The sequence below is a fragment of the Cryptosporangium sp. NPDC048952 genome, from assembly GCF_043197895.1.
GTDB lineage: Bacteria > Actinomycetota > Actinomycetes > Mycobacteriales > Cryptosporangiaceae > Cryptosporangium.
The window spans coordinates 1,596,821-1,609,013 of sequence record NZ_JBICTY010000002.1 but is presented as its reverse complement, the minus strand read 5'-3'; the positions used below and the strand labels follow the sequence as shown (position 1 = coordinate 1,609,013).

Here is a 12,193-nt window from a genome sequence, read left to right as displayed (position 1 = left end):
TTTCACTGTGCCGAGGTCCAGCCGGCGACCTGACGCGCGTACTCCTGGTAGGCCGCGATCGCGCCGGCCACGATGCCTTCGATCGCCCCCGGCTCGGCGTCCAGGGAGAGCTGGACGAGCACGTTGTGCGGGCCGTCCTCCGGCGTGAGCGCGATCGCCAGCTCCTCGTCGATCAGACCGGCCTTCTGCGCCGCGGCGAACGAGGCCTCGGACGTCGGGGGCGCCTCACCCAGGACGACGACGGCGACGTGCCGGTTGATCGCGAAGGCCAGATCGTCGAGGATCGCCAGCATCCGCTCGATCGCGATGCCGTGCCCGTGGTACTGGTCCAGCCGCGAGACGTCCACCCGGCCGGCCGACTCCAACTGCACGACGGTCTTGCGGATCGTGATCAGCCGATGCTCGATCGCGGCCTTGTCCAGGGTGGTCACCCCTCGCATCCTGGCACGGCGGCGCGGAGAATCGCCGGCGGCGATTCCGTCCACCGGGACGAGCGGTGGAGCGCGGCCGCCGATTGGAAAAAGATAACTGAATGCGATCGTTGAGCGACCTCTTCCGCAATTTCCTGCAGCTGGGCTACGTGACGGACGACATCGACGTGGCCGCGACCTATCTCGAATCGACCCTCGGCACGGTCGAGGTCGTCAAGCATTACAAGTCGTCGCTGGGCGGCGGCCGGCCCGGGGAGTCGGACTTCGTGGTGGTCGGCGGCGAACTTGCCGACGAGTGGACCATCGACGTCGCCCTGGTCAACGCCGGACCGACCAACCTCGAGATCATCCGGCCGGTCGGGGGGTCGGTCGATCTCTACCGCGGCGCGGTCCGGCCGGGCGTGCCCGCGACGCTCCACCACGTGGCGTTCACGGTCGACGACTTCGACGAGGCCACGGCGGTCGTGGAGGCGAGCGGCAAGGCCTGGGCGCAGTTCGGGCGCAGCGGCCCGATCCGCTTCGGCTATCTGGATCTGACGGCCGAGCTCGGGCACTTCGTCGAGATCATGGAGTACTCGGGCGAGGGCAACTCGCCGTTCGACGCTCTCGAAGCGCTGTCGAACGCATGACCGGGGAGAGCTACGACGTCGTGGTCGTGGGCTCCGGCGCCGGGCTGATCGGCGCCTACACCGCCGCGTCCCGCGGGCTGCGCACGCTGGTGATCGAGAAGACCGAGTTCCTCGGTGGTACGACTGCCTACTCCGGCGCCGGGATCTGGCTGCCGGGCAACGCGGCCGAGCTCCGGGCCGGGGTCGAGGACAGCCCTGAGGCGGCGCGTCCGTATCTCGACGCTCTCGTCGGCGACGACGCCCCGGCCGTGCTGCGGGAAGCCTTCCTGCAGGGCGGCCCGGTAATGATCGAAGAACTCGAGCAGAACCACTGGTTCCAATGGTTCCAGTGGCTGGGCGTGCCGGACTACTTCGCCGACGCCCCGGGGGCGCTCGCCCAGGGACGGACGATCTTTCCGCCGGACCTCAACCGGTCCGAGTTGCGCAATCTGGAGCCGCTGCTCCGCCGTCCGCTGTGGACCGAGCGGTGGGGCGTCGACGTCCCGCCGATGATGGTCGGCGGGCAGGCGCTCATCGCCCGGGCGCTGCTGGCGTTCCTGGAGACCGGCAACGGCTCGGTGCGGACGAACACCGCGCTGGAGCGGCTGCTGGTTGAGGACGGCAGGGTGGTCGGGATCGAGGCGCTGAGCGAGGGGGAGCGGGTCACGATCCGCGCCGAGAAGGGCGTCATCCTCGCGTCGGGCGGGTTCGAGCGCAACGCCGAGCTACGTGCCCGATACCAGCCCGGCCTCACCGACGAATGGACCCAGGGCTGCGAGGGCAACACCGGCGACGCGCTGCTCGCCGGCCTGGAGATCGGCGCCGACACCAGCCTGCTCGACGAGGCCTGGTTCGCGCCGGGGCTCGTGGTACCCGGCACCCGGCCGGTGTTCTACACGACGGTCTGGAGCGGCATCTGGGTCGGCGCGGACGGTCAGCGCTACCTCAACGAGCGGCTGCCGTACGACCGCGCCGGCCACGAGATGCGGCGGGCGGGGCAGGAAGCGTCCACGCACTGGATCTTCGACCAGCGGCAGATCGACAATGAGCGGGCGTTCGCCGCGCTGCCGGTCGGGCCCGACGTCCCGGGCTGGTTCGACGTCGAGAGGTTCCTGGCGGCGGGGGTGCTGGAGCGGGCCGACACCCTCGAGGAACTGGCCGAGCGGATCGGCCTGCCGGCCGGCGTGCTGACCAAGACCGTCGAGGAGTTCAACGGGTACGCGCGCAGCGGCGTGGACGAACAGTTCCATCGGGGCGAGGCCCCGTGGGACCGGACGATCGAGTACCTGGCCGGGCCGCACACCGACGGCCCGAACCCATGTCTGGGCGTCCTCGACCGGGGACCGTTCTACGCGGCGAAGATCGTGCTCTCCGACCTCGGGACGAAGGGCGGCCTGGTCACCGACGCCGCTGCTCGCGTGCTGCGGCCGGACGGCTCGGTGATCGGCGGTCTGTACGCGTCGGGGAACACGATGGCCCCGGCGACCGGCCGGATCTACCCCGGTGCCGGCGGCCCGATCGGCTCGTCGATGGTGTTCTCGTACCTCGCCGCCGTGGACCTGGCGCAGCAGTAGTGCGGTGGGGCCCCGTGAGGCCCCACCGATCAGCCCTCCGACGAGTGGCCCGGGAACAGCGACAGGCTGGGGTCCATCGTCACGGCCGCGTTGTTGACCGCGGTCGCGACCTCGCCGAAGCCGACCGACATCAGTCGGACCTTGCCCGCGTAGGCCGTGATGTCGCCGGCCGCGAACACCCGGTCCACGGTGGTGCGCATCCGGGTGTCGACCACGATCGTCCGGCGCTCCAGCTCGACGCCCCAGTCGGCCAGCGGCCCGAGATTGCTGATGAAGCCGAGCGCGGCGACGCAGGCGTCGACCTTGAGCACGCGGACATCGTCTTCGCCGTCCACCCGGACGTGGGCCTCGTGCAGCCGTTCCTCGCCGATCAGGGCCGACACCTGCGCGTTCGTGACGATCCCGACGCCACACTCGAGTACCTCGCGGACGCTCGCCGCGTGGGCGCGGAACGATCCGCGGCGGTGCACGAGCGTGACCGAGCGGGCGATCGGGTGCAGGGCGAGCGCCCAGTCGACCGCGCTGTCGCCGCCGCCGACGACCAGCACGTCCTGGTCGGCATGGACGCTGGGGTCGGGGACGAAGTAGCTCAGCCCACGACCCAGCAGCTCTTCGCCGGCCGGCAGCGTGCGGGGGGTGAACGTCCCGATACCCGCGGTCAGGATCACCGCACCGGCGTCGATCGTCGTGCCGTCCGAGAGCGTGACCTGCGGGCGCCCCTCGGAGGAGTGAGTCAGCCCGACGGCCTGCCGGCCGAGTAGATACGTCGGCTGGTAGGCGTCCGCCTGCAGTTTGAGAGCGTCGACGACGTCGCGACCGCGAGCGCCGGGAACGGCGGCGATGTCGCGGATCTGCTTCTCCGGATAGAGCGCGGTGATCTGGCCGCCGCAGGCGGGCAGCGCGTCGACGAGCACGGCGCTCAGCCCGCGGAAACCCGCGCAGTAGGCGCCGTACAACCCGACCGGGCCGGCGCCGACGATCAGGATGTCAGTGGTGACGGTGTCGGCCATGGACCGACCTCCTCGCAGATAAGGGGGCGCCCCGCCGGTGGCGGGGCGCCCGAGGGAGTCGGGTGCTCAGACTTCCTGCGCGACGGCGGTGGCTCCGCCGTCACCGGCGGCGACGGTCGCCACCGCCGGGATCCGCTCGTCGACGGAGAACTCCTCGACGGTCCGTCCCTTGCGCTCCCGCAGGACGGTCGAACCGATGACCAGCGTCACCAGTACGAGCACGGACGCGATCACCATCCAGGTCCGGAAGCCGGTCTCCTGGTAGAGGACCCCGCCGGTGGTGACGGTGGCGTGCTGGGCGAACACCGAGAACATGATCACCGGCAGGATCGACGAGAGCCCGGTCTGGCAGAGCTGGACCGTACCGGCGGTCGAGCCCTGGTCGCCGGCCGGCGTGGCCCGCATGACCAGGTTCGGCACGGCGGCGACGGTCAGACCGCCACCGGCGCCGACCACCATCGCGCCGATCACGACCTGGTAGAAGCTGTCGTTCCAGAAGGCCAGCAGTGGCATGCCGATCGCCCAGGCCACGAGGCCGAGTGTGAAGAACACCCGGGCGTTGCGGCCGCGGGAAACCAGGAACCCGATGAGCAGTCCACACGCGACGGAGACGATCGCCTGCGGGGTCGCGATCTGGGCGTACTCCGTGGTGGTCAGGCCGAGCCCGTAGGTCTGCCCGGCGATCCGCGGGGTGAGCGCCAGCAGCGGGATGACCTGGAACGTACAGGCCGACACCGCGTAGGCGATGGCACCGCAGCCGGCCACGAACACCAGCTGGCGCCGCCGGAACAGCGAGAGCTTGACGATCGGCTCGGGCACCGAGAGCGTCCGCCGGAAGAACAGCGCGAGAAGGACGACGCTGGCCACTATCAGCCCGATGCCGGTGCCGGAGAGCCATCCCCAGTTGTTGCCCTGGCTCACGTAGAGCAGCAGAGCGACGATGCCGCCGGCCAGCAGCAGGCCGCCGAGAACGTCCGGACGCGCCTCCTTGCGCTGGGTGGATTCCCTTGTCGTCAGCCGGATGCCGATGGCCAGGAGCAGGGAGTACGCGGCGTCGAAGCCGAACAGGCCGCGGAAGCCGACGTGGTCGATCAGGTAGCCGATGATGAACGGCGCCGCTACCGAGAACGCGCCCATCCCGGTGACCACCAGGCTCGCGCCGAGCGCCGCCTGTCTGGGCGGGAACACGTCCCGGATCAGCGACGGGATGAGCGACAGCGTCGCGAGGATGACGCCCTGCAGCGTCCGGCCCACGACCAGCACGCCGAAGCTGGGGGCCAGGGCGCAGATCAGCGCGCCGGCGGCGGAGACGAGGACCGCGATCGTCAGGATCCGGCGCTTGCCGTAGAGGTCGGCGGCCTTGCCGAGCAGCGGGGCGGCGATGGCGCCGACGAGGAAGTAGACGGTGGTGAGCCAGCCGCCCTGGGTGGTCGGGAATTCCTCGAGGACGCTCGGGAGTGCGATGGCGATCATCGTGGCGGCCAGCCCCAGTGCCTCGAGCACCAGAGCCATGAAGAGAGTTGACAGGACGAGTCTGGCCGTCCAGCCCTGATCGGTAGCTGGTTCCGTCATTGGAGCCCTCCGGGGTCTCTCGGCGCGATCGGAGTGGCGCCGGCAGCGGGGGCAGCATATGAGCGCCCAGAACTGCTCCGTCACAGCCGATTCCGTTTAGTGGAACGAGCGATGGACGCCGGTCGACGAGCGGGAGAGAGTCAATTCCGGCGCTAGACGAGCGGGTATCCCGCGGAGGAAAATCTGATGAGCGACGACGAAGAAGTACGCGTGTGGATCGATCAGAAGCTCTGCACCGGTGATGGTTTGTGCGTGCAGTTCGCGCCGGACGTCTTCGAATTCGGTGGGGACGGGCTGGCTTACGTCAAGCAGGAGCCGGAAGGCGATCTGCTGACCGCGGATCGCGCGGCCGCCGATGTGTCGAACCGGCTGCGCCTCGACGTGATCGACGCCGCCGACGAGTGCCCGGGCAACTGCATCCACGTGGTGCGGCGCACGGACGGGGCCGAGGTCGCCGGCCCCGACGCCGGCTGACCGCCCGTTCAGAGTCGAACAAGGAGTGATTCTCGGTGTCCGTGGTTCTTGAACCCAGCCTGCGTGGCAAGACTCCCTGGTTCAAGGGTGACATCCCGCCCGAGTTGGTACCGGAGAAGTTCCGGCTTCAGCGGGCCTTCGTGCCCAAGAGCCGCTACCTCGACCAGGAGTTCCTCCAGCTGGAGCTGGACAAGATGTTCAAGCGGACCTGGCTGATGGCCTGCCGCGTCGAGGAGCTGCAGGGCGTCGGGAACTTCATCGAGTACGAGATCGGCTCGTACTCGATCCTCATCGTGCGCGAATCCAAGACGTCGATCCGCGCGTACCACAACGCGTGCCGCCATCGCGGTACGCGTCTGGCCCGGGGCCGGGGTCGCGTCGGCTCGCTGATCTGCCCGTTCCACGGCTGGCGCTGGAACCTCGACGGTTCGATCCGGCTCGTCCTCGACCGCGAGGAGTTCGTACCGAGGTCGGACGACGACCTGGGTCTGGTGCCGGTGCGGGCCGAGCTCTGGGGCGGCTTCGTCTTCATCAACATGGACCCGAACGCGGTCCCGCTGCTGGACTACCTCGACCCGATCCCGCGGATCTTCGAGCCGTTCAACCTGGAGCACATGCGGTACCGGTGGCTCAAGGGCGTCATCCTGCCGTGCAACTGGAAGACCGCGCTCGACGGCTTCCTCGAGGCCTACCACGTCATCGGCACCCACCCCCAGCTGCACCGATTCGACAAGACCAACACGAACATCGCCTCGCTCGCGGAGATCGAGGAGCGCATCTGGGCGCCGACGACCACCTACGAGCGGCACGCGCACTACTCGGCCGTCGGCAAGAAGAAGACCGTCGAGCAGAGCGCGGCGGCCAAGGACCCGACCGACCGGGGGACCGAGGGCGTCGTCGACGAGCGCCTCGCCGTCGCGCTGAGCGTGCAGTACATCCAGGACGACATGCGTGGCCTGGAGAACGAGCGGAGCTGGCGGGCGGCCGAGGCGCTGAAGACCGCGGACGTGCCCGAGGGCGTCAGCGCCGGCCAGCACTACCTGGAGATCTACCGGCAGCTGTCCCTCGCCGAGGGGTACGACTGGCCCGACATCTCGGCTCAGCAGTGGGCCGAGGCCGGCACGGCGTGGAACGTCTTCCCGAACACGATCCTGCTGCCCAACCAGGGCTCGATGTTCATGTATCGGGCCCGGCCGAACGGCAACGACCCGGACAGCTGCCTGTTCGAGATCGGCAGCCTCGACCTGATCCCGATCGCCGACTACGACAAGAAGCGGAACTTCCAGCCCGAGTACTTCGACGACTGGAAGGACGCCGACCTGGGCGAGGTCTTCAACCAGGACCTGGCCAACGCCAAGGAGGTCACGGTCGGCATGCACTCTCCGAGCTTCGACGGGCACCGCCTGTCCGAGGAGCAGGAGATGACGATCTACAACCACCACCGGGTCGCCGACCGCTTCATCTGGGCCGACTGATGACCCGGAACTGGGACGAGGTCTTCGATGTCGTCGTCGTGGGTAGCGGCGGTGGTGCGCTGACCTCCGCGCTGCTGGCCCGGGACGGCGGCGCGAGCGTCGTCGTCGTGGAGAAGGACCACTTCATCGGCGGAACGACCGCGGTCTCCGGCGGGGACATGTGGATCCCGAACAACCACCACATCGCGGGCAAGGACACCCGCGAGGACGCGATTGCATACATCACCGCGCTCTCCGACGGACGGGCGTCCGATCCGTCGCTGATCGAGACGTACGTCGACACCGCCCCGGAAGCCCTGGACTACCTGGAGGCGCACACCGGGTACGAGTCCGAGCCGCACCTGCAGCTGGACGACTACTACTCGGTGATCGGCGACCGGATCCCCGGCGTCCGGCACTTCCCCCGCTCGGTCTCGGTGAAGCCGTATCCGGCCGGGGCCGAGCTGGGTGAGCTGGCCGAGCTCATCAACCGGGGACCGTGGGTGCCGCCGGCCGAGGTCAGCTTCCCGGAGCTGCGCCGCGGTGGGGTCAGCGACGAGGAACTGGCGAAGCGGCAGCGGGAGGGCTGGCGGGCCAAGGGCGGTGGCCTGATCGCGCCGCTGGTCAAGGCGTTACTGGACCGGGGCGTCGAGGTACGCAACGAGACGCCGGCCCGGCGGTTGATCACCGACGATTCCGGCGCGGTCATCGGAGTCGAGGTCGGCGAGGGACGCCTGCTCGGGGCCCGGAAGGGCGTCGTATTGGCCTGCGGTGGCTTCGAGTGGAACGCCGAGATGGTCAAGACGTTCATCGGGTACGAGGTCAAGCCGATGACGCCGTGGTCGAACACCGGAGACGGCCACCTGATGGCGATGGAGGTCGGCGCCAAGCTCGGGGCCATGAACAGCTTCTTCAGCTACGGCGTGATCTACGAGCCGTTCGAGAAGGGCCGGGACGGAAATCCGCTCCCGCAGATGCTCATGGGGCTGGGCGCGGGTTCGATCATCGTCAACCAGTCGGGTCGTCGGTTCATGCACGGCGGTTACACGTACAACGATTTCTCGGCCCCGTTCAATGAATTCGATCAACGGCTTCCGGGATTCCCGAACAAGCCGCCGGCGTGGGTGATTTTCGGAGCCCGGCACCTGTCCGAAGGAATCATGGGGGCAAAACCGGGAATCGAACTGAAATTGACCGGCCCGGACGGACAGGAGGCGCCGGAATTCCTGGCCGTCGCCGAGTCGATCGCGGAATTGGCCTCGAAGATGGGAATCGACGCCGCGGCGCTCCAGGAAACCGTCGACCGTTACAACCTGTATGCCGAGAAGGGCGAGGACCCGGACTGGGCCGACCCGCTCCAGACGCACGTCCTCACCGGGCCGGACAACGTCAACATCGCGCCGATCGCCGGGCCGCCCTACGGGGCGATCCAGCAGTGGCCGGGCACGCTCGGCACCAACGGTGGGCTCCGGATCGACGCTGACGCCCGGGTGCTGGGTAACCGGGTGCCGATCATCGAGGGGCTCTACGCGGCCGGTAACACGTCCGCCGCGGTGCTCGGGTCGACGTATCCGGGCGGGGGAGCGTGCATCGGCTCCAGCGTGACGATGGGGTACCGGGCCGGTCGACACGTGGCCCGTCAGGCGTCCCGCGACATCGGCTGATCCGTTCCGACCTGGCCTGGCCCGTTTCACGGGCCGGGCCTACGGTCGTTCTAGGGCGACTTTCCGCAGGTGGCGACGCATGCGGTGCTGGGCGAGCCCTTCGTCGCCAGCCACTATGGCCTCCAGGATCGCCTCGTGCACGCCACCGACCCCGGTGGTGTCGGTCGTTCCCGGCGACAGATCGACGCAGCCCTGGTCGGCCCAGAGTTCCGTCGTGATGCGGAGGAACAGGGACAACACCGGGTTGCCGGCCAGCTCCGCGAGTTCGGTGTGGAAGACCTCGCCGTCGTCGCGGGCGAGCGCGCTGCGCAGCCGGGCCGACCCCTCTGGGGTGCGGGCCACCGTGGTGGCGGCCCGGATGCAGCCCAGTTCGAGGACCTCACGGACCGACACCAGGTGCTCGGCGCGCAGACCCCGGTAGTTGAGGTAGAGCGCCATCAAATGGATGCTCGCGGCCGGGTCGGGCGCCAGGATGACCAGCCCACCACCGTGGCCGCGACGCATCTGCGCGACACTGTGGTGCTCCAGGATCCGCACCGCCTCGCGGAGCACGGCCCGGCTGACCCGGTAGCGAGCCAGCAGGTCGGTCTCCGACCCGAAAACGTCGCCGACCTGGCGTTCCCCGTCGGCGATGTCGTCGTGGATGAGGCCGGCGAGCACCTCGGCGCGCTTGCGATTCGGATCGATGTCCGGATGAGGGTCGACGGGCCGGGTTCGCATCCGGGACGTCGTCCTCGGCCGGTTGGCCAGCAGCCAGGCCTCGATCTCCTCAAGATGCGCGATCATCCGGATCTGCGCGGACGCCGCGTCGCCGGCGAGCATCGCGTCGACGATATCGCGATGCCGGAGCGCCGAATCCGCGCGGATCGCCGTGCGGGACGTCCGCCGGTCGACCCGGGAGTACTGGGCCGTCAGCCCGGCGAGAACCTCGGTGAACAGCCGCAGTACGGTGTTGCCCGAAAACTGGCCCACTAGCACGTGAAACCCGTGGTCCGCGGATTGCTCGTCCTCGATGGCCGCTCGCAGCTCGGCGATATCATCTTCGGTCACCCGCTCCGTGGCCAGCCGGACGGCGAGCGGCTCGAGCAGGAGGCGGGCGCCGAGGAGGTCCTCGGTGCTGGTGCCGAGGTACTCCAGATAGATCACAAGCGCACGCGTGACCGTCGAGGGCTCCGGGGCGTGCACCACGAGCCCGCCGCCGGGCCCGCGCCGCATGCGGGCGATCCGCTGATTCTCGAGCAGCCGGATCGCCTCCCGCAGCACCGAACGGGAGACCCCGAACCGTTCCCGGAGCTCCGTCTCGGACCCCAGCAGCTGCCCGACCGGCCAGCCCCGCTGCATGATCTCGATTTCGAGCTGTCGTGCGACCTGCGGCGCGAGTGTCTCCGGCACCGCCGAAGAGCGCTCGATGCCTTCGGCGATGGTCATCAATCAAGTCTACTTAGACGGCCACGGCCGGCTTGACGTCGCGCAGCAGGAACGAGAGGACGGTGTCCTCGAACTCGTCCTTGCGTTCGATCATCGCCCAGTGCCCGCAGTCGTAGAAGACGTGCAGCTCGCACCGCTTGATGTAGCGCATCGCGACGATCGAGCTGTCCAGCGGCGTCACCCGGTCGTCGCGGCCGAACGTGATCAGCGTTGGCGCCTCGATCCGGGTCAGCATGCCGAGCGACTCGGCGGCCATGGCCGCCGGCTTGCCCATGGCGGCCAGCGACTGAGAGCTGAACATCCGCCGGACGTCGGCCAGTGCGGCCGGGTCGGACGCCGACTGCCACCGCATCTCGACGAACTCGTCGGTCAGGATCTTGGTGTCGTAGACCATCGACTCCATCCAGGCGAGGAGCCGCTCGCGGGTGGGGTCCTCGACGAACTGCACGAGCAGTTTGATGCCTTCCGGCGGCGACGGGCTGAAGAGCGGGAGGCCGATACCGCCGATCGTGACGAGCCTGGTCACCCGCTCCGGGTAACCGGACGCCAGCCGGGCGGCGATCATGCCGCCCATCGAATTCCCGAGGACCGGGAGCGGACCGACGTCGATACCGTCGAGGAAGTCGAGCACGGAGGGTAACGCGGCGAGCATCGGACTGGTCTCGGACGAGTAGCTCTTGCCGAAGCCCGGGAAGTCGAGAACGAACGTGCGGAAGTGCTCGGCGAACACCGGCAGGTTGTTCCCGAAGTTCGCCCAGCCGCTGACCCCGGGGCCCGAGCCGTGCAGCAGCAGCAGCGGCGGGCCGTCGCCAGCCTCGTGATAGTGCAGCGGCCCTCGCGGCGTGTCCAAGATCCGGCGCGTGCTGTCGTGCGTCAGTTCGCTCATCAGCGAGCTCGTTCCCTTCTCAGCGGTGTTACGGGCGGACGGAGCCGACGGCCCGGAAGTCGACGCTGAAGTTCGCGTTCCAGATCGCGGCCGCGGTGCTGCGGACGGCCTCGCTCGCCATGCCCCAGCGCATCCGACCGGCCGGGCCGGTGACCGACACGGCTCCGAGCGTGCGGCCGGCGTTACGGATCGGCGTCGCCACGCAGACGAACTCCTCGTAGGCCTCGCCCCGGTCGAACGCGACGCCGAACTCGCGGACCTTGCCGAGCTCCGAGCGGAGGGCGCCGGGCTCGGTGATCGTGTTCGCGGTCTTCCTGGGCATCTCCGCGGTGACGACAGTCTGGATCGCCTCCTCGTCGAACGCGATCATCGCCTTGCCCAGCGCGGTGCAGTAGGCGGGCTTGCGGCCGCCGCGCCGGGTCGGCAGCCGGAACGAGCCACCGCCGATGCGCTCGAGGTAGACGACCTCGGTCTGGTCGAGGATGCCGAGTTGCGCGGCCATACCGGTCTTCGCGGCGAGCGCTTGGAGGTGCGGGAACGCGGCCTCCTGCAGCCGCTTCCCTTCGACGGCGAGGTTGCCGAGCTCGAACAGCCGCATGCCGACGCGATAGCCGCCGGGGTCGCGCTCGATCCAGCCGACCTGGCAGAGCTGGTCGGCCAGGCGGTGGAGAGTTGATTTGGGCAAGCCGGTGAGCTTGTACAGCTCGCTGAGGCTCAGGACCTCGTGACCTTCGTCGAAGGCCTCCAGGACGGAGGCGACCCGGCCCAGGACCGTGCGTTCGGGACTACTCGTGGCCGGGCTGAGCATGCAGTCGCGCGGTGCCGGGCCGCTGGGGGCCGATGGCGTTATCGATCCAACTAACACGGCTGCCGCCTCTCAGTTCGGGACCCTGTTGCCATCCTGTGTTCGCTGCTCGCCAGGACATACGGCTTACGTCAACGCGTCGGGGACGAAATCCTTTAGAAATCAGTGCCCTGTAAGGAGCGTCACACCGGTCGGGCGGGCTGTCAAGAGTCGATGGCCCGACCCGTCGCTGAGCTGCAGTGTTCTGCGGCATTGGTACCGATGCTACTAAAAATTTAACTGATTCA

At 69.0% G+C, this 12,193-nt stretch carries 11 protein-coding genes; 5 read left to right on the top strand and 6 right to left on the bottom strand.

All coding sequences use genetic code 11. The annotated features are described in order from the left end of the window. Positions 1–2 precede the first annotated feature (2 nt). Entirely contained in the window at positions 3–431 is a 429-nt protein-coding gene (locus tag ACGFY5_RS15820) for a hypothetical protein (protein WP_392720341.1), read from the bottom strand. 101 nt (positions 432–532) lie between these two features. Between ACGFY5_RS15820 and ACGFY5_RS15815 the strand changes: the two genes are divergently transcribed. Further along, positions 533–1,060, top strand: a complete 528-nt coding sequence (locus ACGFY5_RS15815) for a VOC family protein (RefSeq protein WP_392720339.1) — start codon at positions 533–535, stop codon at positions 1,058–1,060. Continuing rightward, positions 1,057–2,613 carry an FAD-dependent oxidoreductase gene (locus tag ACGFY5_RS15810; RefSeq protein ID WP_392720338.1) on the top strand — a complete coding sequence of 519 codons (1,557 nt, stop codon included), beginning with the start codon at positions 1,057–1,059 and terminating at the stop codon, positions 2,611–2,613. The genes ACGFY5_RS15815 and ACGFY5_RS15810 overlap by 4 nt, the downstream gene beginning before the upstream one ends. A gap of 29 nt (positions 2,614–2,642) precedes the next feature. On the opposite strand, the gene ACGFY5_RS15805 is transcribed toward ACGFY5_RS15810, so the two are convergent. After that, positions 2,643–3,623 (bottom strand): NAD(P)/FAD-dependent oxidoreductase, encoded by a 981-nt coding sequence (locus tag ACGFY5_RS15805; protein ID WP_392720337.1) that lies wholly within the window; start codon positions 3,621–3,623, stop codon positions 2,643–2,645. Positions 3,624–3,689: 66 nt separating this feature from the next. Then, a complete protein-coding gene (locus tag ACGFY5_RS15800) occupies positions 3,690–5,135 on the bottom strand; it encodes an MFS transporter (RefSeq protein ID WP_392720336.1) in 1,446 nt (481 codons plus the stop codon). A gap of 246 nt (positions 5,136–5,381) precedes the next feature. Here ACGFY5_RS15800 and ACGFY5_RS15795 point away from each other — a divergent pair, with 246 nt between their 5' ends. Genes ACGFY5_RS15795 through ACGFY5_RS15785 form a run of 3 tightly spaced genes read left to right on the top strand, consistent with a single transcriptional unit; the run spans position 5,382 to position 8,787 of the window. After that, positions 5,382–5,669, top strand: coding sequence for a ferredoxin (locus tag ACGFY5_RS15795; RefSeq protein WP_392720335.1), 288 nt, complete (start codon positions 5,382–5,384; stop codon positions 5,667–5,669). Between the two features lie 35 nt (positions 5,670–5,704). Then, positions 5,705–7,144, top strand: coding sequence for an SRPBCC family protein (locus ACGFY5_RS15790; protein ID WP_392720334.1), 1,440 nt, complete (start codon positions 5,705–5,707; stop codon positions 7,142–7,144). After that, positions 7,144–8,787 carry an FAD-dependent oxidoreductase gene (locus ACGFY5_RS15785; RefSeq protein WP_392720333.1) on the top strand — a complete coding sequence of 548 codons (1,644 nt, stop codon included), beginning with the start codon at positions 7,144–7,146 and terminating at the stop codon, positions 8,785–8,787. Before ACGFY5_RS15790 ends, ACGFY5_RS15785 begins: the two co-directional genes overlap by 1 nt. A gap of 39 nt (positions 8,788–8,826) precedes the next feature. Here the strand turns inward: ACGFY5_RS15785 and ACGFY5_RS15780 are convergent, their stop codons facing one another. From ACGFY5_RS15780 to ACGFY5_RS15770, 3 genes are read right to left on the bottom strand one after another with little or no spacing between them, the layout of a single operon-like run. Next, the gene (locus ACGFY5_RS15780) at positions 8,827–10,215 is read right to left on the bottom strand and encodes a FadR/GntR family transcriptional regulator (RefSeq protein WP_392720332.1); all 1,389 of its coding nucleotides are present in this window, start codon (positions 10,213–10,215) and stop codon (positions 8,827–8,829) included. Positions 10,216–10,228: 13 nt separating this feature from the next. Continuing rightward, positions 10,229–11,104 (bottom strand): alpha/beta fold hydrolase, encoded by an 876-nt coding sequence (locus ACGFY5_RS15775; RefSeq protein ID WP_392720529.1) that lies wholly within the window; start codon positions 11,102–11,104, stop codon positions 10,229–10,231. A gap of 25 nt (positions 11,105–11,129) precedes the next feature. Continuing rightward, on the bottom strand, positions 11,130–11,909 hold the full coding sequence (locus ACGFY5_RS15770) for an IclR family transcriptional regulator (protein WP_392720331.1): 780 nt from the start codon (positions 11,907–11,909) through the stop codon (positions 11,130–11,132). Positions 11,910–12,193 lie beyond the last annotated feature (284 nt).